The sequence below is a fragment of the Janthinobacterium sp. PLB04 genome (genome assembly GCF_021165895.1).
In the GTDB taxonomy this organism is placed as follows: Bacteria; Pseudomonadota; Gammaproteobacteria; order Burkholderiales; family Burkholderiaceae_D; genus Janthinobacterium; species Janthinobacterium lividum.
Genome location: NZ_CP088968.1, coordinates 760,364 through 784,818, shown reverse-complemented (window position 1 = coordinate 784,818; position 24,455 = coordinate 760,364). Strand labels below are relative to the sequence as shown.

General features: G+C 64.3%; 17 protein-coding genes and 1 pseudogene. 5 read left to right on the top strand and 13 right to left on the bottom strand.

Features of this window, described 5'->3' with window-relative positions:
- Positions 1–43: 43 nt before the first annotated feature.
- The 3 genes from ispE to LSO07_RS03335 all read right to left on the bottom strand — a co-directional run bounded on the left by ispE (position 44) and on the right by LSO07_RS03335 (position 3,486).
- Positions 44–928 carry a 4-(cytidine 5'-diphospho)-2-C-methyl-D-erythritol kinase gene (gene ispE / locus LSO07_RS03345; RefSeq protein WP_151092279.1) on the bottom strand — a complete coding sequence of 295 codons (885 nt, stop codon included), beginning with the start codon at positions 926–928 and terminating at the stop codon, positions 44–46.
- Positions 925–1,575, bottom strand: a complete 651-nt coding sequence (locus LSO07_RS03340) for an outer membrane lipoprotein LolB (RefSeq protein ID WP_034778337.1) — start codon at positions 1,573–1,575, stop codon at positions 925–927. The genes ispE and LSO07_RS03340 overlap by 4 nt, the downstream gene beginning before the upstream one ends.
- A gap of 126 nt (positions 1,576–1,701) precedes the next feature.
- Positions 1,702–3,486: a tetratricopeptide repeat protein gene (locus tag LSO07_RS03335; RefSeq protein WP_034778524.1), complete on the bottom strand. Its 1,785-nt coding sequence runs from the start codon at positions 3,484–3,486 to the stop codon at positions 1,702–1,704.
- A 168-nt stretch (positions 3,487–3,654) separates the two neighbouring features.
- Here LSO07_RS03335 and mutM point away from each other — a divergent pair, with 168 nt between their 5' ends.
- The 5 genes from mutM to LSO07_RS03310 are packed head-to-tail and all read left to right on the top strand — an operon-like array spanning position 3,655 to position 10,060.
- Positions 3,655–4,491, top strand: coding sequence for a bifunctional DNA-formamidopyrimidine glycosylase/DNA-(apurinic or apyrimidinic site) lyase (mutM, locus tag LSO07_RS03330; protein ID WP_034778336.1), 837 nt, complete (start codon positions 3,655–3,657; stop codon positions 4,489–4,491).
- Between the two features lie 22 nt (positions 4,492–4,513).
- The gene (locus LSO07_RS03325) at positions 4,514–6,415 is read left to right on the top strand and encodes a dynamin family protein (protein ID WP_151092277.1); all 1,902 of its coding nucleotides are present in this window, start codon (positions 4,514–4,516) and stop codon (positions 6,413–6,415) included.
- Positions 6,416–6,459: 44 nt separating this feature from the next.
- Positions 6,460–7,635 (top strand): A/G-specific adenine glycosylase, encoded by a 1,176-nt coding sequence (gene mutY / locus LSO07_RS03320; RefSeq protein ID WP_151092275.1) that lies wholly within the window; start codon positions 6,460–6,462, stop codon positions 7,633–7,635.
- A complete protein-coding gene (locus tag LSO07_RS03315; RefSeq protein ID WP_191909570.1) occupies positions 7,635–9,440 on the top strand; it encodes a sensor histidine kinase in 1,806 nt (601 codons plus the stop codon). The genes mutY and LSO07_RS03315 overlap by 1 nt, the downstream gene beginning before the upstream one ends.
- Positions 9,437–10,060 (top strand): response regulator transcription factor, encoded by a 624-nt coding sequence (locus LSO07_RS03310; protein ID WP_034778325.1) that lies wholly within the window; start codon positions 9,437–9,439, stop codon positions 10,058–10,060. Before LSO07_RS03315 ends, LSO07_RS03310 begins: the two co-directional genes overlap by 4 nt.
- On the opposite strand, the gene LSO07_RS03305 is transcribed toward LSO07_RS03310, so the two are convergent.
- From LSO07_RS03305 to pilM, 10 genes and pseudogenes are all read right to left on the bottom strand, one after another.
- Positions 10,057–13,266: a molybdopterin dinucleotide binding domain-containing protein gene (locus LSO07_RS03305; RefSeq protein ID WP_151092271.1), complete on the bottom strand. Its 3,210-nt coding sequence runs from the start codon at positions 13,264–13,266 to the stop codon at positions 10,057–10,059. The two genes, LSO07_RS03310 and LSO07_RS03305, sit on opposite strands and share 4 nt — an antisense overlap.
- Before the next feature lie 10 nt (positions 13,267–13,276).
- Entirely contained in the window at positions 13,277–14,389 is a 1,113-nt protein-coding gene (gene nrfD, locus LSO07_RS03300; protein ID WP_151092269.1) for an NrfD/PsrC family molybdoenzyme membrane anchor subunit, read from the bottom strand.
- Positions 14,390–14,392: 3 nt separating this feature from the next.
- The gene (dsrO, locus tag LSO07_RS03295; protein WP_051991383.1) at positions 14,393–15,103 is read right to left on the bottom strand and encodes a sulfate reduction electron transfer complex DsrMKJOP subunit DsrO; all 711 of its coding nucleotides are present in this window, start codon (positions 15,101–15,103) and stop codon (positions 14,393–14,395) included.
- 242 nt (positions 15,104–15,345) lie between these two features.
- A complete protein-coding gene (locus LSO07_RS03290) occupies positions 15,346–16,482 on the bottom strand; it encodes a deoxyguanosinetriphosphate triphosphohydrolase (protein ID WP_151092267.1) in 1,137 nt (378 codons plus the stop codon).
- Position 16,483: 1 nt separating this feature from the next.
- Positions 16,484–18,103: a bifunctional shikimate kinase/3-dehydroquinate synthase AroKB gene (gene aroKB / locus LSO07_RS03285; RefSeq protein ID WP_034778314.1), complete on the bottom strand. Its 1,620-nt coding sequence runs from the start codon at positions 18,101–18,103 to the stop codon at positions 16,484–16,486.
- A gap of 106 nt (positions 18,104–18,209) precedes the next feature.
- On the bottom strand, positions 18,210–20,489 hold the full coding sequence (locus LSO07_RS03280; protein ID WP_151092265.1) for an Ig-like domain-containing protein: 2,280 nt from the start codon (positions 20,487–20,489) through the stop codon (positions 18,210–18,212).
- Between the two features lie 46 nt (positions 20,490–20,535).
- Positions 20,536–21,861, bottom strand: a pseudogene (locus tag LSO07_RS03275) (type IV pilus secretin PilQ); the annotation flags it as partial.
- Between the two features lie 92 nt (positions 21,862–21,953).
- Complete coding sequence (locus LSO07_RS03270; protein WP_151092263.1) at positions 21,954–22,979, bottom strand: pilus assembly protein PilP; 1,026 nt, start codon at positions 22,977–22,979, stop codon at positions 21,954–21,956.
- Between the two features lie 2 nt (positions 22,980–22,981).
- Entirely contained in the window at positions 22,982–23,554 is a 573-nt protein-coding gene (locus LSO07_RS03265) for a PilN domain-containing protein (RefSeq protein ID WP_151092261.1), read from the bottom strand.
- Positions 23,551–24,183, bottom strand: coding sequence for a pilus assembly protein PilM (gene pilM / locus LSO07_RS03260; protein WP_191909569.1), 633 nt, complete (start codon positions 24,181–24,183; stop codon positions 23,551–23,553). Before pilM ends, LSO07_RS03265 begins: the two co-directional genes overlap by 4 nt.
- Positions 24,184–24,455 lie beyond the last annotated feature (272 nt).

The following is a 24,455-nucleotide window of genomic DNA, read 5'->3' as shown; positions in this document are numbered from 1 at the left end:
TTATACCGACTATTTGACGCTAAGCAAAATCTTTTTTTGCTCTCTACAACATGGTGAGCATCGGGTGGCGGCTCAGCGCTTTTGCCTTCCAGGCGATCCAGACCGGTGGCACATTGCTGAGCACCGCATCCGCTTCTTCCTGACTGCCAAACGCACTGAATACACAAGCACCGGAGCCAGTCATCCTGGCCTCACCGTAAGCACCCATCCATTCTACCGCATCTGCTACCGGCTTGAAAAGACTGCATGCCACTTGCTGTAAATCATTCTTGCCAAACCCGCCCGCATCGTTGCCTTCTGCGAGGTGCCTGGAAAAGTCCGCTATTGTGACGGGTTCGGTATTTCTCGTCAAGCCTTCCGCGCAAAAAATTGCGGCGGTCGGCACTTGCACGCCCGGCTCGATCACCACGTACCAGCATTCGGGCGTGGCGACGGGCTGCAAGGCCTCGCCCACGCCTTCGGCAAAGGCGTTTTCGCCAAAGATGAAAAACGGGATATCGGCGCCCAGCGGCAAGCCCAGCGCCATCAATTCCTCGCGGCTCAAGCCCGCTTGCCACAGGCGGTTCAATGCCATCAGGGCCGTGGCTGCATCGGATGAACCGCCGCCGAGTCCGCCGCCCATGGGCAACACCTTGTCGATGGCGATATCGACGCCGCGCGGCAAGGCGCCCGTGCGGCGCAGCACTTCCGCCTGCAGCAGCTTGGCGGCGCGGATGATCAAATCCTGTTCTTCCGGCACGCCGGCCAGTGCCGTCACGCGGCGGATCAGCGTATCGTCGCGCAGCGCGAAGTGCAAGGTGTCGCCATGGTCGAGCAACTGGAACACCGTCTGCAGCAGATGGTAGCCATCGGCGCGGCGGCCGTTGACGTGCAAAAAGAGGTTCAGCTTGGCGGGAGCCGGGCAGTTATTCAGGGTAGTCAACGTCATTGTGCTTGAGCGGATGGGGCGGGATCGAGCACGATGCGCAGCGAGACGGCATCGGCCTGCGCGCTGGCATTGCGTTCGGCATCGATACGCCGCGGTTGGGGCAAGGCGCCCGGTGTATTGTCGGCCGCATTTTGCCCTACTTCTTGCCACGACACATAGCGCAAGCGCCAGCCATCTTTCGTGGTGACGCTGTCGTTCGCCGGCGAAGCGACGAAACGCTTGCCATCGGCGCCCACGGCATAGCCTTGCAGCCAGTCGCGCAAGCCCGACACGGGCAAGGACCAGCCCAGCATCTGCGCGCTCAGGGTATCGACATCGGGCGCGCTGCGAGGCGCCTTGCCGCTCTGCGTCAATACGGCTTGCTGCGGCGTGACGGCAATCGTCGCCAGCGTACTGCCAACAGGCGAATACAGGGTCACGTCCGTGCGCTGCGCCGTCTGTTGCCAGTTGAAATTGACGGTGGCCGATTCAGGCTTGTCATCCTTCTGGTACACGACGTTCAGGCGGCCCGTCAGTTCCACCTGTTCGCGGTAAGGCGCGACGGCATTACCGGACGGCGCGGCGCCGGACGAAAAGGGGGAAGTCAGGGTCGAGCAGGCCGAGAGGGACAGGCACAGAACGGTCAGAGGGATGAAGTTTTTTGGCATGGGGAATTTTTTGAGTTCACCCCAAGTGCAAAACCCGGGGTCAGTCCCTGCGGGATCGGAATGCGTTCCATTGGAACGCATTCCCCCTGCAGGGTCTGACCGCAGCATTTGTCCTTGGGTTAACAATCACAAACTGACATTCAAGCGCGCCAGCGTACTTTTCAGCGCATCGTTTTTCGGGTCCTTGCCTTGCGCCTCGCGCCACAGCTTTTGCGCTTCGGCCTTGTCGCCCTTCTGCCACAGCACTTCGCCCAGGTGGACGGCGATTTCCGGATCGCTGCGCACGGCATAGGCACGGCGCAGCGCATTTTCCGCGGCGGCCAGGTTGCCCATGCGGAACTGCACCCAGCCCATGCTGTCCATGATGAACGGGTCGCCCGGCGCCATCTGCAAGGCTTTTTCGATCAGCGCATGGGCTTCCTCAAGGCGGATGCCCCGTTCGGCCAGCGAGTAGCCGAGGGCGTTATACGCATGCTGATTGTCGGGCGCCAGCGCCATCACGCGGCGCAGGCTCGCTTCCATCAGCTCGAGCTTATCCAGGCGCTCGGCCAGCAGGGCGTAGTCGTACAGCAGCTCCGGATTGTCGGGGAAGCGCAGCAAGGCGTTTTCCAGCACCGTGTAGGCGCTTTGCACATAGCCGGCATCGCGCAGGAATTGCGCATCGACCAGCAGCACCTGCGCCTGGCTTGCCGGATCGTCCGTTTCGATTTCCGTCAGCGCCTTGCGCGCCGCATCGAGATTGCCGCCGCGGGCGATCAGCTGGGCGCGGCGCAAGCGCGCCTCGACATAGCCGGCGGAAGCGCTGTTGTCGACCTTGTCCAGCCAGGCGATGGCGCCGGCCGTGTCGCCGCGCGTCTCGGCGATCTGCGACAGTATCATCAGGGCCTTGAACGGATCGCGCGCGTCGCCAGGATTTTTATCCAGCACGGCCAGGAAGCGCTTGAAGTACTGCTCCGCGCCCTTGGTGTCTTCCAGCTGCAGCGCCACGATGCCCAGCGCATACAGGCCCCCCACGTTATCGGGCTGGCTTTTCAGCAGCAGCAGGAACTGGTCGCGCGCCGGCTCCAGCTGTTTTTGCTCGACCAGCAGGCGCGCATACGCGCCGCGCACTTCGACGGCATCGGGATTCTTTTGCAGGAAAGTGGCCAGCACCTTGCCTGCCGCCTCGGGCTCGCCCGTCACCTGCGCCAGGGTCAGCGCGGCCAGCTCGGAGTTCGGCTTGATGGCCAGCGCCTTGTTCGCTTCGCCGATGGCGCGCTCGCGCTCGCCGAGCGACAGCGCGCCCTGCGCCAGCACCAGGTGGGCTTCGAACATGTCCAGGTAGGGCTGCACCAGGCGCGTCACCATCGCGTAGGCATACAGCTTGTCATTCGCCCGCGACAGGATCTGCTGCATCTGGAACAGGGCCACGCCGCGCGCGCCCTGCGGCGCATTGGCCAGGCGCTCGGCAAAAATCGGTTCCGCTTCTTCGATCTTGTCCGTCAATACGACGAAGCCGAGGAAGAACTGGGTCGCCTCATCGGATTCGGGCGCCAGGTCGCGCCACAGGCGGATGGCCGCCAGCGCCTCGCTGCCCTGCTTGGCGGCCAGCGCCATTTCGGAAGCGCGGCGCGCCAGGCGCGGGTCGCGCGTCTGCTGCGCCGCCACCATCATCGTCACGTACGGCCCTTGCCACTGGCCGCTCTTGAATTCCATTTCCGCCTTGGTCAGCTTGTACAGCAAATCGCTGCTCAACTCGACCTTGGGCAGCTTCTCGCCCTTGGCGTCGTCGCCGGACTCGGTACCGGGCGCTTGCGGCGCAGCGGCCGCAGCGGGACTGGCCGCCCCATCGACAGGGGCAACAGGCGTCTGTGCCATGGCATGCGTGGCCATCAGGGCGGACAAGGTTACAATGGCGAAAGCGTTTTTCAAAGGCTGATCCTGGCTGAACGGCAAAGTTTGATTCTACGCCCAACGCGGCTATCGCGTACTTCACGTATGTAACGAAATATATACGTCGTGGCGGCGTAGCGCGCCCGGGCCCGCCATCCGCCGGCAACCCGCCTGTTTTTTTACCCGGTTTTCCACCATTCGAGCCCTATGCCAGAATTGCCAGAAGTCGAAGTCACACGGCGCGGTGTCGCGCCCCATCTCGAAGGCCGCGCCGTGCGCTCCGTCGTGCTGCGCCGCGACGGCCTGCGCTGGCCCTTCCCCCCTGCCCTGGGCGAACAACTGTCGGGGCAAACCATCGGCCTGACGGGGCGGCGCGGCAAATACCTGCTGATCCACTTCCGCCACGGCACCCTGATCATCCACCTGGGCATGTCGGGCCATTTGCGCGTGCTGCCGACGGGGACGGAGGCGCAAAAGCACGACCATTTCGACCTCATCGTGGAAGACGCGGAAGGCGGCAGCCAGGTGCTGCGCATGACGGACCCGCGCCGCTTTGGCGCCGTGCTGTGGCACGACGAGGCCGACGGCCCGCTGGACGGCCACGCGCTGCTGCGCGGCCTGGGCACGGAACCGCTGGAAGGCGGCTTCACGGGCCAGCTGCTGTTCGAGAAAACGCGCAACAAGGGCACCAACATCAAGCAGGTGCTGATGGCGGGCGACATCGTCGTCGGCGTGGGCAATATCTATTGTTCCGAAAGCCTGTTCCGCGCGGGGATCAACCCGAAGACGCCAGCCCGGCGCATCGGCCTGGCCCGCTATGAGAAACTGGCGCAATCGATCCGCGACGTGCTGGCAGAAGCCATCGTGCAGGGCGGCAGCACCCTGCGCGATTTCATCGGCGTGAACGGCCAGTCCGGCTACTTCCAGCAGACGTATTTCACGTACAACCGCGCGGGCAAGCCATGCCGCGTGTGCGGCGCGCCGATCCGCCAGATCGTCCAGGGACAGCGTTCCACGTTTTACTGCGTGAATTGTCAAAAGTAGCCACACTCACAGAGGGAGCCAGATGGTCAGAGACCTGGAACAATACAGCGCATGGCGGCAGGACGTGCAGGCCGCCTTGCAGGCATACCGGCAAGCCGCCAGCGCGGCGGGCCTGGTCGACGGCGCCTCCGCGCTGCGCCTGGCGCGCTGTGGCTCCCGCCTGGCCGATGACCGTTTATCGGTCGCCTTCGTGGCGGAATTCTCGCGCGGAAAATCCGAGCTGATCAACGCCATCTTCTTTGCCGGCTACGGCCAGCGCATCCTGCCCTCGGGCGCGGGCCGCACCACCATGTGCCCCACCGAGCTGCTGTACGACGCGGCCTGGCCGCCATCGATCCGGCTGCTGCCCATCGAGACGCGCGCACAGAACCTGTCGACCAGCGACTACCGCGACCTGCCCGCCGCCTGGACCGTCCTGCCTCTGAACATCGAGGCGGGCGGCGACATGCAGGAAGCCATCCGCCAGGTCAGCCTGACGAAAAAAGTCAGCATCGAGGAGGCGGCACGCTACGGCCTGTACGACGCCGACGATGCGGACGCCCCCGCCATGCTGGACGAGGACGGCCAGGTGGAAATCTCCATGTGGCGCCACGCCATCATCAACTTCCCCCATCCGCTGCTGAAGCAGGGCCTGGTGATCCTCGACACGCCGGGCCTGAACGCCATCGGCACGGAACCGGAACTGACCCTGAACCTGATCCCGAATGCGCACGCGGTGCTGTTCATCCTGGCGGCCGACACGGGCGTCACGCGCAGCGACATCGAGGTATGGCGCAACCATATCGGCGCCGGCGCCGGGCGCCTGGTGGTGCTCAACAAGATCGACAGCATGTGGGATGAGTTGCGCGGCGATGCCGAGGTGGCGCAAGCCATCGAACGCCAGCAGGCCAGCGTGGCGCACCTGCTGATGCTGGATGCGGGCCAGGTGTTTCCCGTCTCGGCGCAAAAGGCCCTGGTGGGCAAGATCAACCAGGACGCGGCGCTGCTGGAAAAGAGCCGCTTGCAGGCGCTGGAGACAGCCCTGTTCGAAGAGCTGATCCCCGCGCGCAAGGACATCATCCGGCGCCAGCTGGCGTTCGACCTGGACGCCATCGAAGCGGCGCAGCAGGTGCAGGCGGCGGCACGCGCGCGCGGCATCGCCGAGCAGTTGCACGAGCTTCACAGCCTGCGCGGCAAGAACCAGAGCGTGATCGCGCACATGATGCGGCGCATCGATATCGAGAAGAAGGAATTCGACAGCAGCCTGTTCAAGCTGCAAGCGACGCGCGCCGTGTTTACCCGCCTGTCGACGGAGCTGTACACGAGCCTGGGCATGGACATCGTGCGCGACGATATCCATGGCGTGCGCACGGCCATGCAGCGCAGCCGCTTTTTCACGGGCTTGCGCGAAGCCGTGCGCCAGTATTTCGAGCGCATCGGCCAGAACCTCGACCGCTCGGAAGGCAAGACGGCCGAGATCACGGAAATGATGAACGTGATGTACCGCAAATTCGCCTCCGAACATGGCCTGGCGCTGGCCTTGCCGATGCCGTTTTCGCTGGCCCGCTACCGCCAGGAGATCGCCGATATCGAAGCCGTGTATCACAAGCAGTTCGGCACGGCGACCCTGCTCACCACCAGCCGGGTCGTGCTGATGGAAAAATTCTTCGACACCATCGCCTCGCGCGTGCGCCGCAGTTTCACCAACGCCAACGACGACGCCAGCGCCTGGCTGAAAGTCATCATGGCGCCGCTCGAAGCGCAGATCGTCGAGTACAAGGAACAGCTGAAACTGCGCTTTGCCTCGATCCAGCGCATCCACGACGCCACGGGCAGCCTGGAACAGAAAATCGCCGGCTTTGAAGCCAGCCTGGCGGCGCTCGAACGCGACAAGGAGCAGCTGGCGCAATTGCTCGCTACCTTGCGCGCCGCCAGCGCAAGCTGAGCGCAACATCAGCAACATCAAACAACAGAACACTGGAACCCTGCATGAAACGTCTGCTGCATCCGCTCTCGCCCGCCACGGGCGCGGCACCTTTAGAAGACTATATCGACCCGACTTTTTCCGCCACCGTCATCGCCTGGCAAAAGCAGCATGGCCGCCATGCGCTGCCATGGCAAAACACGCGCGACGCCTACCTGATCTGGCTGTCCGAAATCATGCTGCAGCAAACGCAGGTCACCGCCGTACTTGGCTACTACGCGCGCTTTCTCGAACGCTTCCCTACCCTGCGCGATCTGGCGTCAGCCCCCGTGGAAGACGTGATGGCGCAGTGGAGCGGCCTCGGTTACTACACGCGGGCGCGCAACCTGCACAAGTGCGCGCAGCGCGTGGTGGCCGAATACGACGGCGTCTTCCCCACCGATCCGGCCCTGCTGGCCGACCTGCCCGGCATCGGTCGCTCGACGGCGGCCGCCATCTCCGCGTTTTCCAGCGGCACGCGCGCAGCCATCATGGACGGCAACGTCAAGCGCGTCTTTGCGCGCACGTTTGGCATCGACGCCTATCCCGGCGAAAAACGCGTCGAGGAAGCCATGTGGCGCCGCGCCGAAGCGCTGCTGCCCGCAGCGGGAATAGATTCAGGCATCGAAGCCTACACACAGGGCCTGATGGACTTTGGCGCCACCCTGTGCACGCGCAGCAGTCCCGATTGCGGCCGCTGTCCGCTGCAGCCGCGCTGCGTGGCCTACGCCACCGGCCGCACCAAGGATCTGCCCGTGCGCAAACCGAAGAAAACCAGCCCGGAAAAACATGCCGTCATGCTGGTCATCATCGACGACGGCAAGGTGCTGCTGGAGCAGCGCCCGGGCTCGGGCATCTGGGGCGGCTTGCTGTCCTTGCCCGAACTCGATGGCCACGTGCTGGCCGGCGAGGACTGTCCGCGCGACATCGACCAGGATGCGCTGGCGCGCGCCGTGGCGCCATTCGGCGAGATCGAAACGCAGGAACGGCTGCTGCCCATCGTGCATGTGTTTACCCACTACAAGCTGCACATCGTTCCCTGCCGCATCACCCTGGCGCGGCGCCTGGCGCTGGCCGGAGAGTCCACGCACGTCTGGTACGACGGCACGAAAATCGCGGACGCGCCGCTGCCCGCGCCCATCAAGAAACTGCTGCTGGACCTGTTCGGCGATGCGCGTTCGGCGCAGCGCAGCATGTTCTAGTGCGGCGTTTTTTACTCTTCGCACTGACGGCGCTGTGTCTGCACGGCGCTCAAGCGGCTGACGAGCTGCCGGAGGTACGCATCGGTGTACTCGCCTACAAAGGTGGTGACGCCGTGCAGCAGGACTGGTCGTATGTGACGCGCCACCTGCAGGCCAGCATTCCCGGCATCCGTTTCATCCTGGCCGACTACGACCAGGCGGGTCTCACGCGCGCCGTGCAGTCGCAGGCCATCGCCTTTGCCATCACCAGCAGCGGCCATTACGTGGCGCTTGAACACAGCGATGGCGCCAGCCGCATCGCTACCCTGGAATCGCCGTGGACGGATTCTCCGCGCCAGGCCATCGGTTCGGCCATCGTCGTGCGCAGCGCCTCGCCGCTGCATGACCTGGCCGACCTGGCGGGCAAGAACGTGATGGCCGTGGCGCCCGATGCGTTTGGCGGTTACCAAATCGCCGCGCGCGAACTGCGCGAAGCGGGCATCGATCCCACGCATGATTTTGCCAGCTTGCGCTACAGCGGTTTTCCCTCGCAGCAGATCGTCGACGCCGTGCGCGCCGGGCGCATGGATGCGGGCATCGTGCGCACCTGTTTGCTGGAACAGATGGTGGCGCGCGGCGAAGTGCGCGCCGACGAACTGCGCGTGATCACCACGCGCCCGATACCCGGATTTCGCTGCGCCAGCTCATCGCGGCTGTATCCGGACTGGCCCTTCGTGGCCCTGCGCCAGACGCCGCCCGCGCTGGCGAAAAAGGTGGCGCAGGCCCTGCTGGCCATGCCGCGCACAGATGAAGGCTACAGCTGGACGGTGCCCAGCGATTACCAGATCGTCGATGAACTGTTCCGCGACTTGCGCATCGGCCCCTACGCCTACCTGGACAAGCTGACGTTCGAGACGGCGCTGCGCCGCTACTGGGGCTGGATGCTGCTGGTGCTGGCCTTGCTCGTCGCCTGGGCCGTGCACACGGTACGCGTGGAATACCTGGTCAGCCGGCGCACGGAGCAATTGCGCGCCGCCCAGCACCAGCAGCGCGCGCTGGAAGAACAGGCGCGCCAGCGCCAGGCCACGCTCGACCACACGGCGCGCCTGGCGATCCTGGGCGAGATGGCCAGCGCCATCGCGCACGAATTGAACCAGCCGCTGGCAGCCATCGGCAATTTCGCGCGCGGCATGGCGCGCCGCATCACGGCGGGCCGGCTCGATGCGGCGCCCCTGCTCGTCGGCGCGCAGGAAATCGCCACGCAAAGTGAACGCGCGGGCGCCATCATCCGCCACATCCGCGCGATGGCGCGAAAGCGTCCCGCGCACAGCACGGCCTTCGCCCTGGCCGACGCCGTCGAGCAAGCGGTATCGCTGTTCCGCGCGGCCCATCCGCAAGCGAGGATAGCCTGGCGCCACGAGACGGTCAGCGCCGCACCGCGCGTGCTGGCCGACCCGCAGCAGGTGCAGCAGGTGCTGCTCAATCTGCTCAAGAATGCGCTCGATGCACAGGTAGAAAACGGCAATCCGCAGCACGCCATCGGCGTGCTGCTGCACCGCGAAAACGGCGCCTGCACGGTGGCCGTGCGCGACGCCGGCTGCGGCCTGCCGACGGCGAAGATGGCGCGCCTGTTCGAACCGTTTTTTACCACCAAGGCCGAAGGCCTGGGACTGGGCATGTCGCTCAGCAAAAGCATCATCGAATCGTTCGGCGGCAGCCTGTCGGCACATGCCAATGCCGATGCACCGGGCTTGACGGTCTGGTTCCGCCTGCCCGAAGATACCGGCATGGACGCACACAAGGAAATACAAGAGGAAACACCATGAATGAAAGCGATGCGATCATCTTTGTCGTCGACGACGACGCCGCCATGCGCCGCTCGCTGGCCTATCTGTTCGATTCGGCCGGCTGGCAAGTGCAGACGTTTGAATCGGCGCGCGATTTCCTGCAGCGCTACGATGGCCATGTGCCCGGCTGTCTGCTGCTCGACGTGCGCATGCCCCTGATGAGCGGACTGGAACTGCAACAGGAGTTGAATAATAAGACCGGGCACGCCATATCGCTGCCCGTGATTTTCCTCAGCGGCCACGGCGACCTGGCCATGGCCGTGCAGACGATGAAGGCGGGCGCCTGCGATTTTCTGGAAAAGCCGTGCAAGGACCAGGTATTGCTGGACGCCGTCTCGCGCGCCGTGGCCCGCAGCGTGGAAGAAAGCCGCAGCGCCGCCAGCGCGAATACGGCGCAATCGGCGCTGGCCAGGCTCACCGCGCGCGAGCGCGAAGTGGCACTGCTGATGGCCGAAGGCAAAGCCTCGAAAGTCATCGCCCGCGAGCTGGGCATCAGCGACAAGACGGTGCAGGTGCACCGCCATAACACGATGGAAAAACTGGGCCTGCATTCGGCAGCCGAGGTAGCCCGGCTGCTGATGGCAGGTGGCCAGATCTAGGCCCGCACGATGCGCGCCGGCAGTCCCTGCCGCACCGACGTGCCCGAGACAGGATCGACAAACACGTTCTTGTCGCCGCGGCTCGGGTCCGTCAGCCCCAGGTCGTTCAGGTTGATGCCCGCGCCGATGGCCGGCTCGTCGGGCTGGCGCAGCTTGCCGATGCGGTGCGCGCGCGCGCCATGCTCCTTGTGGCCGAAACCGTGTTCGATGGCGATCACGCCCCGCTGCACGCCATGGCGCAGCATCACCGTCGCCTTGGCCCTGCCGCCCGGCGTTTCCAGGTATATTTCATCGCCATTTTCCAGCTTCAAGCGGGCCGCGTCGTCGGGATGCACGGCGACGGGATTATCCGGATGGATGCCGCGCAAGCGCCGCGCGCCGATGCTGTAGGAGTTCTGCAGCGCCGATTTAAAACTGATCAACTCGAACGGCCACTCGCTGGCCGGATAGGCTTTGCGCACGGGCGTGCCGTCGGCAAATGCCGCCACTCTCCACGCGGGCGTACCGGGGAAACGCTTGCCGCTCAAGCTGTTCTTGCTCACGCCCAGTCCCTCGTTGTACAGCATCATCGGTTTCAGATAGCGGTGCGTGGACCAGTCCTGCGGATACGGCGTCTCGTCGATCACGGGTGCAGGCGCTGCCGGCGCCTTGGGATTCACCGGCGGCGGCAAACGCAGGCCGAACATCTCGCCATAGCTCTGGTAGCGCCCTCCCCGCGCCAGCATAAAGGCCACCTTGCGCCACTCTTCCGGCTTCAGGGTGCGCTCCAGTTCAGGGCGGATGCGCGCCACGCCGGACAAATCGATATCGTCGTCGCTGGCCTCCGGCACGGATGTTTTGCCTTGCCAGGCGATGTTGGCGCCGCCGCGCAGATACCAGTCTTCCGCACGCTGCAAGGGAAAGCGCTGGCCATCCATGTCTTGCAAGGCGTCCGGGCCGAAGCCGGGCAAGGCCATCGTCTTTGCCAGCGCGATGAAGAACGATTCCATGCAGATGGTCTGGCCGTCCGGCGTCTTTTGCACGCGCGGTTCGACCACGGGCCAGCGCGCCGTGCTCATTTTGACAGGCATGCCGCCCCAAGCGCCGGCCCAGCCCCAGCTTTCATACAGCAAGGTGTCGGGCAGCAGGTAGTCGGCAAAGGCCGAGCTTTCATTGATGAAGGGGTCGATGGCGACGATCAGGGGAATCTTCTTCGGATCGGCCAGTTCTTTGCCGATCTGCGCGCGCAAGCCCGTGATGCCGTAGACAGGATTACAGCTCCACAGGATCAGCGCCTTCAGGGTGTACGGGTAGCCGTTCATGGCGCTGGTGAGCCATTCTGTCGCCAGCGCGGGCGCGTTCGGATACCACGGCGCCTTGGCCGGATACGCCTTGCCCGCTTCTTTCTTCAGCTTGAATTCCGAGGTTTTTTCATATGGCACATTGCGTCCGATCGGCATGCCGGCCGCCTTGATCTCGCCGTCGAAACTCTCAAGGTTATAGCGCGGACCGGGTCCCGCATCCTTGAAGCTGCCGCCGTTGACGAGGGTGCCGCCCTTGCGGTTCAAATTGCCGATCAGGGTGTTGAGCATGACCAGCGCGTACGCGTTATAAAAGCCGGCGCCCGACATCATGCCGCCGTGCGCATTGACGGCGGCGCGCTTGCCATGGCTGGTCAGTTCCTGCGCCAGGCCTTCGATGATGTCGCGCGCGATGCCGCAGGCGGCCGCATAGTCATCCATGCTGTGGCGCTGCGCTTCCTCGTTGAGCATCGTCATGGCCGTCTTCAGGTGCAGCGGTGCACCGGCCACGTCCAGCGGGCCGTCGAAGAACAGGCGCGCCTCGCCCTTGGCGGCATTGTGCGGCACGATGGCTTGGGTGGCGGCGTCGATCACGCAGAAGGCGTCGCCATCCTTGTAGCGCTCATCTTCCGCCAGTTCCACCGCGCCGATGTCCGACGCACGCAGGTAGCGGCCGTCGCGCGGATGGCCCTTCTCGTTGATGATCAAATGCGTGGCGTTGCACCAGGCGGCTTCGCCCGCCGCTTCCGCCACCTTCAGGTTCGGCTGCACGAGGAAGTTGCGGTCATAGCGTTCGTGCTCGATGATCCAGCGGATCATGGCCATGGCCAGCGCGCCATCCGTGCCCGGCTTGATCGGTACCCAGCGGCTGCGGTCGCCCGCGGCCAGGCTGTCCGCATTCGTCAGCACGGGGTCGACGACGACGTAGCTGAATTCGCGCTTGCCCGAGCGGGCTTTCGCGATCAGGGTGCCCTGGCGCTTGAACGGGTTGCCCGCATTGCCCGGTGCCGTGCCGACGAAAATGCAGAACTCCGTGTTTTCCAGGTCCACTTTCGCATGCGGCATTTTCTTCATGTCGCCGAACATGGCGCCCGAGCCGCTGCGGTAGGCGCCGCCGCAATACGAGCCGTGGTTGACCAGGTTCAAACTGCCGTACGACTGCTTGAAAAACCGCGTGCCGAACGCCAGGCGGCCATCGTCGGTGCTGCACATCAGGCCCACCTGGTTCACTTGCGGGCCCAGTTCCGGCTGCGCCGGATCGATCGGTTTTTCCAGCTCGCGCAAGGCGCGCAGCCCCTGCACGTGGCCTTCGCCAAACAGGTCGCCGCCTTCCGTCACTTCCTTCACCAGCTGGTCGAAGGCGATCGGTTCCCACTGGCCGCCCCCGCGCGGTCCCACGCGCTTCATGGGCGCCAGCACGCGGAACGGCGACTCCATCTGTTCCAGCACGCCATTGCCGCGGCCGCAAGCGGTCGAGCGCCCTTTCAAGCCCTTTTCCTGGAAGCGCGACAGCGACACAAAGCTGTCGCGCACCGAGGTTTGATATGGCAGCGCCGGGTCGGCCGACAGGGGGCTGTAGGGATTGCCCGCCACGCGCAGCACCTTGCCGCTTTTCTTGTCGAGGCGCACGCGCACGCCGCAAAACGTGGTGCAGCCCATGCACATGGTGTAGCTCACCTGCTGGTCGGGATTGACCGTCAATTTCCCCGTCGCCGTGTCGACGGAAAACTCGGGTTGCAGGGAATTGCCATGCAGTTTCTGCACGGGTTTATCCTTGCCCAGCGCATGGTCGACCATGCGGCCGGCCGTGGTGGAAAAGCTGGCGGCAAATGCGGCCAGCCCGCCGCCGATGGCGCCGTAGCGCAGCAGCTTGCGGCGTTTTTCGTTCTCGTCTTCAGGGACGTCGTTGTGTATGTGTTCGTTCATTGTTGACTCCTCAGTGCGTGGCCATGGCAGGACGGGTGCGTGCAGCGACGACGCGTCCGGCCCATGGCAAAAATTCCAGCATCAGCAACAGCAGCGCGATCCACAAACCGGCCGTGCCGATAATCCCCATCAAGCCATCGTTCCCCATCGGCAGGTGGTAGTCGTACAGGCCCGCGCCCGTCTTCGGGATCGTCTGGCCGCCGATGAAAATCGTCCAGCGCATCATCCAGGCGCTATGCAGCGCGATCAAGCCATTGAGCAGGCCACTGCTGGCCGGGCGCCAGATGGCCAGGGCCATCGGCACGATGGACGACAGCACGGCCCAGACGGCAGTGAACTGCCATTGCGGCATGCCGGCCACCTGGGTAAAGGCCATGCTGTGGCTGGCGCTCACGCCGGACAGGCTGACGAACAGCCAGCCGCCGCCCAGCGCCAGCACCAGCGCCAGCGACAGGGCCAGGGCGCGGTTCAGCGCCACTTCCAGCACCTGGTCGCGGCCCGGCAGGAAGCGGTTGAACAGCAGCGCCAGACCCACCGCTCCGACAAAGGCCGTGGCGGCAAATTGCGCCGGCAGGAACGGCGTGAACCACAGGGGCCTGGCACGCACCACCATCACTTCCATGCCCGTGTACAGGCCCACGACAAAGGCGGCCAGCAAGGTGAAGGCGGCAGCGGTAATGATGGCCTTGCGCGATGCGGCGCCACCGCGCCCCAGCAGGCGATAGGCAAAGGCCAAACGGTCCTGGCCCTGTCCCCGCGCGGCGAAGTCCACGCGCAGCGCCAGCCACGCGTACAGCATCAAACAGCCCAGATACAGGGGAATGAAGAACGCGCCCCACGACATCCACGACTGCGGCTGGAAGTAAAGATAGAAGTGGTAGAAGCGGCCCGGCCCGTGCAGGTCGGCCAGCAGCGCCACGGGCGCCGTCATGCCGCAGACGAGCGACGCCAGCAGCGCTATGCGTCCCAGGCGTTCATACGCCTTGCGGCCGAAGACGAAGTACGGCAAGGTCAGCATGAAGCTGCCATAACTGAGGCCGATGAGGAAAAAATACTGCACCGCCCACGGCAGCCATGCCGCTTCGCGCGTGACGTTGACAATTTCGGTGATGTGGCTGTCCATGGTTTATTTCCCGTGTTTGCTCGGTTGCCAAAGAGTCGCTTCGCCCTCGACGTGGCCGGCGAAGCGCGTATCCAGTCCCAGGTAGAACACGTGGGGCTGGGTGCCCTGCTCGGGTTTCAGCACCTTCACCTTGTTCTCGGTGAGCAGCTGGTGCACCAGGCTCTCCGGATCATTGAGGTCGCCGAAGATGCGCGCGCCGCCCACGCAGGTTTCCACGCAGGCCGGCAGCAAGCCTTCGTCGACCCGGTGCGCGCAGAACGTGCATTTGTCGGCCTTGCCCGTCTCGTGGTTGATGAAGCGCGCGTCGTACGGGCAGGCCTGCACGCAGTAGGCGCAGCCCACGCAGCGGTCGCCGTCGACGACGACGACGCCGTCCTTGCGCTGGAAGGTGGCGCCCACGGGACAGACGGGAATGCAGGGGGGATTGGCGCAATGGTTGCACAGGCGCGGCAGCATGTAGGTGCCGCAACGGTTCTCTTCCTTGACTTCATAGGTCGAGACGACGGTGCGGAAGCTATTTTCCGGCACGGCGTTTTCCATGATGCAGGAGACCGTGCAAGCCTGGCAGCCGATGCACTTCTGCACATCGACCACCATCGCCCAGCGCTGTCCGCCTTCGCCCTTGGTGGCCGCCTTGCTGGGCAGCGGCGCGATGGCCGCTCCGATGGTTACGGCTGGCAAGGCGCGCAAGAAACTGCGGCGCGATTCAATCATGGCACTCTCCTTGACTATGGGCGGCAAGCCCTTGTTGACTTGCTGCCATGATAGAAAAGAAGGCGCTGCGGGGATATTGGGGTGATAGTGCGGGAGCCTAGATGATCATGCCGATTGACAGGACCGAAAATGCGGAGTAGGTCGGATTAGCGGGGCCGCCGAGGCGCGCAAGCGCGTAATCCGACAACCTTGTTGGCAGGGATGGTGGTGGTGTCGGGTTACGCCGTTCCGGCTAACCCGACCTACAACTCATCCAGAGAATACAACCTGCGGTGCTCGCGGATCGCGTAGCGGTCCGTCATGCCGGCGATGTAGTCGGCGATCTTGCGCGCCTGCTGCGTGACGTCGCCATCCCTGAGTTGATAGTCGGGCGGCAGCAGGGCCGGTTCGGCCATGAAGCTGTCGTACAGTTCGCGCACGATGCGGCTCGCTTTGACGCGCATGCGGTTGACCTGGTAGTGGCGGTACAGGTTCGCCCTTAAAAAGCGTTTCAGCTCCGTCGCATCACGGCGCATGGCATCCGAAAAACGGATCAACGGGGGACTGGCGCGCACTTCGCTGATGTCGCGGGGAGCGGCGTCACCAATCAGGGCATTCGACGTGACGATCAGATCGTCGGCCAGCGCCGTGATCAGGCGGCGCAGGGTTTCATAGATGGCGCGCCGGCCCGACAGGCCGGGAAACGCCTGCTGCACCTCGCGCCACAGGCGGCCGAAGAATTCCACCTCTTCCAGCTGGTCGATGGTGATCAGGCCGGAACGCAGGCCATCGTCGATATCGTGGCTGTTGTAGGCGATTTCATCGGCCAGGTTGGTCAGCTGTGCTTCCAGGGTCGGTTGCGTGCGGTCGATGAAGCGCTGCGCCACGGGTCCCAGTTCGCGCGCATGCGCCAGGGAGCAGTGTTTCAATATGCCTTCGCGCGTCTCGAACATCAGGTTCAAACCGTCGAAGGCGCCGTAGTGCTCTTCCAGGGTGTCGACCACGCGCAGGCTTTGCAGGTTGTGCTCGAAGCCGCCATGCTCCTGCATGCATTCATTGAGCACGTCCTGGCCCACGTGGCCGAACGGCGTGTGGCCCAGGTCATGCGCGAGCGCGATGGCTTCCACCAGGTCTTCATTGAGGCGCAGGTTGCGCGCGATGGAGCGGCCGACCTGCGCTACTTCCAGGCTGTGCGTCAGACGCGTGCGGAACAGGTCTCCCTCGTGGTTGAGGAAAACCTGCGTCTTGTATTCGAGGCGGCGGAAGGCCGAGGAGTGGATGATGCGGTCGCGGTCGCGCTGGAACTGGCTGCGCGAGGCGTGCGGCGCCTCGGCAAAGCGACGTCCCTGCCCCTGTGCCGAGTGAGCTGCGTAGGGAGCAAGGAAGTCTTCTGGCAGCATGTTATTGCACTCCGGCGGCCAGGGTGGCCAGCACCAGTTCGTGCGGCGCGGACGTGATGTTCGGGCTGCCCAAGGGTTTGAGCAAGATGAACTTGATGGCGCCGCCCTCATTCTTCTTGTCCACTTCCATCAGTTCCAGCCAGCGCTCGACACCGAGGTCCGGCGCCTTGATCGGCAGGCCGGCGGCGGCGACGAGCTTGCGCACGCGCTCCACGGCCGCCTGGTCGATATAGCCCATGCGGCAGGACAGGTCGGCCGCCATCACCATGCCGCAGCCGACGGCTTCGCCGTGCAGCCAGTGGCCGTAGCCGAGACCCGCCTCGATGGCGTGGCCGAAGGTGTGGCCGAAATTCAGGATGGCGCGCAAGCCGCCTTCGCGCTCATCCTGGCGCACCACGTCGGCCTTGATTTCGCACGAGCGGGCGATCGCATACGCCAGGGCGCCTTTGTCGCGCGCCATCAGCTTGGCCATGTTCGCCTCGATCCAGTCGAAAAACGCCGCATCGATGATGGCGCCATGCTTGATCACTTCGGCCAGGCCGGCCGACAGCTCGCGCGCCGGCAGGGTTTCCAGGGTCGAGGTGTCGGCGATCACGGCGCGCGGCTGATAGAAGGCGCCGATCATGTTCTTGCCCAGCGGGTGGTTGATGCCCGTCTTGCCGCCAACGGAGGAATCGACCTGCGCCAGCAGGGTGGTGGGCACCTGCACGAAGCCGATGCCGCGCATGTAGCTGGCCGCCGCATAGCCGGTCAGGTCGCCGATCACGCCGCCGCCCAGCGCCACGAGAGTGGTCTTGCGGTCGCATTTGTTGGCCAGCAGCGCGTCGAAGATCTGCATCAGGCTGGCCCAGTTTTTATATTCTTCGCCGTCCGGCAGGACGATGCTGATCACTTCGCGGCCATCGCTGGCCAGCGCCGCCTGCAGGCGGCCCAGGTACAGCGGCGCGACGGTGGTGTTGGTGACGATGGCCACCTTGTGGCCGCTGATATGGCGCAGCAGCGCGTCGGCGTCGGCCAGGAGGCCAGGACCGATGGCGATCGGATAACTGCGTTCGTCGAGGTCTACGCTCAACAACATTTTGGATTGCTCGTTCATCGAAGGCTCTGCATGAATGACGCAGTTGGGCGAGGCCTCGCATTCGAGGCTGGCCAGCTGCATCAGGATGGTCTGGACCATCGATTGTACGTTAGGACGGCCCGTGTCGATCACAATGTCGGCCACTTCCATGTAATGGGGCTCGCGCTGCGACGTCAATTCTTCCAGCTTGCCGCGCGGGTCCGCCGTCTGCAGCAGGGGACGGTTCTTGTCGTGGCTGGTGCGCGCGAGGATGTTGCTGACGCTGGCGCGCAGGTAGACGACCGTGCCCCGCTCCTTCAGGTAGGCGCGGCTGTCGGCGTTGAGGATGGCCCCGCCGCCCGTGGCCATGACGATGCCTTCCTGGGCGCTCAGGTCGCGGATGACCTCGGCCTCGCGCCGGCGAAAGCTGGCCTCGCCCTCGATTTCAAAGATCCAAGGGATGGTCGCTCCCGTGCGTGCCTCGATTTCGTGGTCGGAATCGACAAAGCGCAAGCCCAGCTTGCGGGCCAGGATGCGCCCGATCGTGGTTTTGCCTGCGCCCATGAGGCCGACAAGAAAGATATTACTGTTGGAAATTTCGGACACTTTTTATATCAATCAATCAGAAAATAACGGGTGCCGCCCTCGACGGCCCCCGCTCCCCCGCAGGTCAAGGACAGGAGAATGTCAGTCTAAACGGGTAACTGGTTGCGTTGCCCAGCGGCGTCGTCACTGTCACATTAAACGTATTGACTACATCGGCTACACAGTTGGTCGGCGTCATACTGTTAATTGTAACGGTATGCAGGCTGCCCTGGTTACCCTTGATGTTGTTGCCCGCCCTGTCATCGACACCAAGCATATTGTGCGGGTAGATATTTTGCACGCTCGCCGGCAACACTGAAACCTGCCCATTGACGGCATTCGTGATTGTCACCGTACTACCGGATGGCATGGGATTCTGATGCAGATCGCTGATCAGCAGGCGGAATGTGCGGGGCAGGCTCGCCGACCTTGAACCCAGGTCATACTCTGTCCGATTCAGGCTGGCGACACTGCCATTCTCGTTAGTCAGGATGACGCTTCCCGGGACGCTATCGCTTAAAAATATGGCAATCTTCGCGAACAAAGTCTTGCTGCCATCCGACGTGCTGGCGCACACGGTCGCCAGGCCCGGCCAGGTACTGTCCGCCGTACCACCATTTTTGATGTCATTACAGGGCGTCGCCGGCGGGTTGGTCGCCACACGCGGATTCTGGCTGCGGAAATTTACCAAACAACCACCGTTGATGGTGGTACAGCCGCCCATGTTCGCGGAGCCAATCGCTCCCAGGTTGCTCTGGAAGACCACAGGCGTACCATCAGGAACGGGATTGCCCGCCTGATCCGCCAACAGGACAGTAACGGTTGTCGCTGGAGACTCCACCGTGCTGTCGTACGACCAGCCTTCCACGTTGGATTTACCCACGCTCAGCGAAAATGCAGTCTGCACAGGCAAGCCTGTCGTCACAAGAATGGAGTCGGACAAGGTAGAAACTCCGGATGCCAGGCTGGCTTTGACACGGAAAGTAGTTGGTGTGGTACCTGAATTGACGGTGGTGACGACCTCACCATTGGCATCCGTAGTGTCCTTCTGCTTATTCAAGGTGATACCCGGCCCGTTAATCATCTCAAATGTGACTTCCTGACCTTGCAAGGGTCTGTTGGCGGTGTCGAGTACACGGAATGTCAGTGTGGCCGTTTCCGTTCGAGACAAGCCCCCCTGACCTTTAATGACAAGAGACTTGCCAATCGGACTGACCGCCGAAAACTGGATCGACGTGGCAATGACCGGATCGACCTGCAGATTGGCGACATACGCCGTATTGGTTCCCACCACAATGGCGACCACGGAATCCAAGATGCCACAACCGAGGTCGCGATAAACGGCCGTTGCCTTGCCATTGATAACAGGTACGCCGCTGGTCAAAGTAGCTTTGCCCGCAACAGCACAATTCGACATAAAATTCACGACTGCGTCTGAGCCCATGTACAACTGGTTTCCAGCAGTGACCTCGACCGACACCAAGCTGGTGCCGTAAGCGGCAATACGAGTAGGCGAGACTATAAGGTTGGACGATGTCAAATTGATGGAGCTCAGTACATAATTGACCTGACTGTTGGCAACTGTGCCATTAACTGTCGACGTCGCTCGCAAAGTGGCCGCGCCGCTGGCCCACAGGTTAAACGGCCGTAGGGTGACAGTGGCAACCCCTGCCGCATCGGTGAGAGCCGTCCCTACGGAAGGCGCCATGACGGCCATCTCGTTATCGGTGGCGAAGGCCACCAAGGCACCGATAATGGGCTTGCCGGTCAAGTCAGTCAGTTGCGCCTTTGCCGTCAATGGCGTGGAACTCGTCAGGGAATTACTGGCCGTTGTGCCGCTCAGCAAGGAGAGCGTCATCTTTGCGCCTGCTGCCTGCACCGCCTTGATGTCATAGCTCGCCTCGCCGCTTACCGTGGCGGTACCCGCCGCGACAGTCGCCGTCAGCTTGCCCGCGCCGGTGACCGTCGCATTCAAGGCCGAGACGGTGATGCTGGCATAGCCCTTGGCGTCGGTCAGCGCCGTGCCGTTGGTTGACGACAACGATACCAGCGTGGCATCGGCCGAAAACGTGACCACGGCATTGCTGATTGGAACGCCATTTTTATCGTTGACGAGCGCCTTGGCCGTCAACGGCGTCGTGCTGCTCAATGCATTGCTGGGCTGGCCAGCGGCGTTCAACAGGCTCACCGTGACCGTCGCGGCCACGCCGCCCGTCGTGCCGCCACTGCTGCCGCCATCGATGGTCGGATCGCCGCCACCGCCGCCACAGGCGGCCAGCAAGGCGCCTAGCGCCAGCAAGACCAGCCAATTCGATACCCGACTCCAATAAGTGTTGCTCCCAGATACATTCCGCATAGTCGCCATCAGTCCGCTTTCGTGTGCATTGTTACTTAAACGTAAAGATGTGACATTAACGTGTTGCTGGCCGATCTGCCACTATTTTCGGCGTAATAAACACCATCAGTTCCGTTTTTTCTTGACTGCGGCCCGTGCTGCGGAAAAAAACACCGAGCACGGGGATGTCGCCCAGCAGCGGCACCTTGCTGTCCGTGCCCCGTTCCGATTGCTGATAGATGCCGCCCAGCACCACCGTGCCGCCGTCTTCCACCATCACTTGCGTGCGCACGTGCTTGGTGTCGATGGCGAAGCCGGAACGGGTTTCCTGGCCCACGCTATCCTTGTTGACATCCACTTCCAGCACCACGTTGCCGTCCGGCGTGATCTGCGGCGTCACTTCCAGGCGCAGGTTCGCCTTGCGGAACGTGATCGACGTGGCGCCGCTGCTGGTGGCCACCTGGTACGGCAGTTCGATGCCTTGCTCGATCAGCGCCAGCACCTTGTCGGCCGTCACCACGCGGGGGCTGGAAATGATCTTGCCCCTGCCATCCGCTTCCAGCGCGGACAGTTCCAGGTTCAGGAAGCGATTGGCGGCCGCCGAAAACAGGCTCAGGGCGAAGCTGGCCGGCTGCAAGCCATTGATGCTGGCGGCTGGCAAGTTGACGAATTGCGTGTTCGGCACGAAGGCGCCGCTACCTGCCACCGTTTGCCCCGTCGCCTCGCCCACGCCCTGGTAGCTGCCGCCGATGGCCGCGCGGCGCCCGCTGCCGCCCAGGGAAAAACCGGGCAACTGGCCCGCCGCCAGGCGCTGGTCCGTAAAACCCAGGCGCGCGCCCAGGTTGCGGCTGAAACTGTCGTTCGCCTCGACGATGCGCGCCTCGATCATTACCTGCCGTGTCGCAATATCCGTCTTGGCGATCAGTTGACGGATCTGCTCCAGGCGCGCCGGCACGTCGGTGACGAACAGCTGATTCGTGCGCGGCTCGATCAGCACGCTGCCACGGCGCGACAGCAGCCGGCTGCGCCCTTCCCCCGCGTCCAGGCCGAACACGGTGCGGAACGCTTCGGCCTTCTGGTAATTGAGCTGGAAGATGGCCGACTGTAACGGCTCCAGTTCCGCGATCTGCGCGCGCTGTTCCAGTTCCAGTTTTTCGCGCGCCAGCATTTCCTCGCGCGGCGCGATCCACAGCACGCTGCCATTGCGCCGCATGTCCAGGCCCTTGGCCTGCAGCAGCACGTCGAGCGCCTGGTCCCACGGCAAGTCACGCAGGCGCAGGGTCACATTGCCCGCCACGCTGTCACTGGCGATGATGTTTTGGCCCGACGCATCGGCCAGGATATGCAGGGCCGCGCGCACGCCCACGTTCTGGAAGTCGACGGAAATCTTCTCGCCCGCATACAGGCGCGGGGCCGACACGTGCACCACGGCCTCCCGGGCAAGCCCGCAGGCATGCAGACACAGCAAAGCGGCCAGGAGCATGTCGCGCGGCCTCATGGCGCCGCCTCGGGCACGCTGGCCTTCGGCCCCGCCCCCGCCACCTGCAAGGCCAGGCTGCCGCGCCGCTCGCGCCAGGGACCATCCGCCTCGCGCAGCAATTCACGGTACTGCACAGCCTGTTCACTGATACCCGTCACCACGCCGTGATCTTGCCCCAGGTACTGGCCCACCGCTACCCGGTACACGCGCTGGCCCGCCAGCAGCAGCGCGCTCAGACGCCCGTCCTGCTGCACGCTGCCGACCATGCTGATGGCCGTCAAGGACACGCTTTCCAGCGCTTCGCGCACACGGCGTGGGTCGGGCCCCGCCACGCCACCCCGCTGACCGGGCTCGGATGCTGGTGGCAATGCATTGAAAGGATCGGGCAAGGCGGCGGCCGCGTAGGGATGCGGCGCGACAGCGGCAAGCGGACGCCATACCGGCGCGCCGGCCTTGGGTGCCAAAGCCGCTTGTGCCAACCGTTCCCCCGCTGCGGGCAAGCGATACGCGTGCAGCACGGCATCGAGGGTCAGCAAGCGATCCTTGCCGAGGGTCAAGGCCAGCCCATGCACCGTGACGATGCGCGGCAGGCGCGCCAGGTCCGCCAGCAGCGCGCCCATGGCGTGATAGCCGCCGCGCAACTGTATGGCGATCGGCAAGGCGACATAGGGCGCTTGCGGCTGGGCCGCACCGGGCTTGAACAGGGAAAATTGCAGCCCGCGCGACTGGCCTGCGGCATTAATCTGCGTCAACAGCAACGCCATCGCCTGCTGGTCGGGCAGTTGCTGTTCCAGCTGGGCCAGTTCGGCGCCGGCCTGGCGCTGCTGTGCGCGCCATTGCGGCAACTGCTTCGCCCTGGCCTGCGCCGACAGATAGGCTGCGCGCAAGCGGACCTGCTCGCCTTGCGCCGCCTGCACGGCAACACTCAGGCCATCCAGCCATGCAAGGTGCAGTACGGCCGCCACCAGCGTACCGGCCAGGGCAGCACAAGCGAGGCGCGCAGGTAGCGGCCACAGCGACGCAGTCTTCAAGCTCAGCATGATCAACCTCCAGGACTAGGTGCCAAAGCCAGCCGTACCGTCCACTCCACGGCGCCATCGGCCGCGCCGCGCACTTCCAGTCGCACTTCCACCAATTCCGGCCGGGACCAGGGCGCCGCCTGTTCCAGCGCCAGCAGCAGGGCAGCGACCTTGTCCTGCGACACAGCCTGCCCCTGCAGACGCACCATCGCCGCTTCCTGGCGCACGCTGTGCAAGGCCACGCCGGCCGGCATCGCCCGGGCCAGCGCGTCCAGCATGCGCACCCAGGCATTGCGTTGCTCTTGCAAACTGGCAATGGCCTGCTGGCGCAACAGCAACGCCGCCGTCTCGCCCTGCACCCGCTTGCTGGTGGCAAGGACGGCATCGACTTGCTGCATGGCACTGCGCCAGCCCTCTTGGCGGCGCAGCTGCGCGTCGAGCTCGTGCCGCTGCCAAGCGCCTGTCGCCAGGGCCAATAGCAATCCCAGCAGCGCCCCGCCCGCCAGTTGTCCCAGCAGCAGCTGAATGCGCCTGCGCCGTGCCGCAGGGCGATACGGCACCAGGTTGATGCGCTCGACTTGCCCCCGGACCGTCATCGGGCGTACCGGTGCAAGGCCAGGCCCCAGGCCAGCTGGTATGCCACGCCACCGTCGGGCAAGGCTTGCCAGCCACCCTGCGCGAGTGCCGCCTGCAAGGCCAGCGCCTCGCTATCCATGACGACGGCCAGCAGGCCCGCCGCCCTGGCCGCATCGAGACGGCGCTGCACGCTGGCGCGCCGCGCCGCCACCAGCAGCACGTCGACCTCCTTGCCTGCCGTGCCGGGCAGCGACGGCGCGGGGCCGAGAATGAAAAAATCCAGGCTGGCGTCTTCCAGCGCGAACGGCATGTATTGCGCCGCTTCCAGTTCCACGAGGATTTCCAGCTGTTCTTCCGCCAATCCGGCGGGCAAGCGGATCGCATGCGTGATCAGGGCCGTGGCCGGCATGGCCAGCGCCACCCGCGTGCAGGCGCTGCCACTGTCGCGGTGTGCCTGGCGCAGGGCATCGGCCAGGCCCAGCATGTCCTCAACATTACCTTCCAGTATCACGCCGGGCGCCAGCGTGGCGGCGCCGCAATGCCGGCACGACAGCTTTCCCCGCCGGCGCCTCAACTCGACGACGCGCACGGCATCGTCGGCGATGTCGACGCCCAGCAAGCTGGTGCCAAGAAAATTGCTGATGGACATGTTTTTCATAGGGAAACGTCAGCGTGGGAAGGGTTCCTGCCATCTGAAAGCCTAGTCCCGGCAGCGCTGGCTTGTAAACGGATTTCACGCCGGAGTGTGCTGCGCGCGGCGCCTATCTGGCCGGGCCGTGATCTGGCGCAGAATAATTGTTACCAAATCCTGGTTGCCAGCGGGCCAATACACGCTTATATAGAGTATCGGCAAGTTTCGACACTCCCCCCGGCAAGCGCCACAGCGCGCTGCCACCCCGGCAAGCTCGCTTATAATTGGCC

Excerpts from the sequence above, each read along its gene's own strand:
- LSO07_RS03305 (WP_151092271.1), bottom strand. The coding sequence starts at position 13,266 with ATGAACGAACACATACACAACGACGTCCCTGAAGACGAGAACGAAAAA.
- dsrO (WP_051991383.1), bottom strand. The coding sequence starts at position 15,103 with ATGATTGAATCGCGCCGCAGTTTCTTGCGCGCCTTGCCAGCCGTAACC.
- pilM (WP_191909569.1), bottom strand. The coding sequence starts at position 24,183 with ATGTCCATCAGCAATTTTCTTGGCACCAGCTTGCTGGGCGTCGACATC.
- LSO07_RS03325 (WP_151092277.1), top strand. The coding sequence starts at position 4,514 with ATGGTCAGAGACCTGGAACAATACAGCGCATGGCGGCAGGACGTGCAG.
- mutY (WP_151092275.1), top strand. The coding sequence starts at position 6,460 with ATGAAACGTCTGCTGCATCCGCTCTCGCCCGCCACGGGCGCGGCACCT.
- LSO07_RS03270 (WP_151092263.1), bottom strand. The coding sequence starts at position 22,979 with ATGCTGAGCTTGAAGACTGCGTCGCTGTGGCCGCTACCTGCGCGCCTC.
- LSO07_RS03340 (WP_034778337.1), bottom strand. The coding sequence starts at position 1,575 with ATGCCAAAAAACTTCATCCCTCTGACCGTTCTGTGCCTGTCCCTCTCG.
- ispE (WP_151092279.1), bottom strand. The coding sequence starts at position 928 with ATGACGTTGACTACCCTGAATAACTGCCCGGCTCCCGCCAAGCTGAAC.
- LSO07_RS03280 (WP_151092265.1), bottom strand. The coding sequence starts at position 20,489 with ATGGCGACTATGCGGAATGTATCTGGGAGCAACACTTATTGGAGTCGG.
- nrfD (WP_151092269.1), bottom strand. The coding sequence starts at position 14,389 with ATGGACAGCCACATCACCGAAATTGTCAACGTCACGCGCGAAGCGGCA.
- LSO07_RS03265 (WP_151092261.1), bottom strand. The coding sequence starts at position 23,554 with ATGACGGTCCGGGGGCAAGTCGAGCGCATCAACCTGGTGCCGTATCGC.
- aroKB (WP_034778314.1), bottom strand. The coding sequence starts at position 18,103 with ATGGGCGCAGGCAAAACCACGATCGGGCGCATCCTGGCCCGCAAGCTG.
- LSO07_RS03290 (WP_151092267.1), bottom strand. The coding sequence starts at position 16,482 with ATGCTGCCAGAAGACTTCCTTGCTCCCTACGCAGCTCACTCGGCACAG.
- LSO07_RS03310 (WP_034778325.1), top strand. The coding sequence starts at position 9,437 with ATGAATGAAAGCGATGCGATCATCTTTGTCGTCGACGACGACGCCGCC.
- mutM (WP_034778336.1), top strand. The coding sequence starts at position 3,655 with ATGCCAGAATTGCCAGAAGTCGAAGTCACACGGCGCGGTGTCGCGCCC.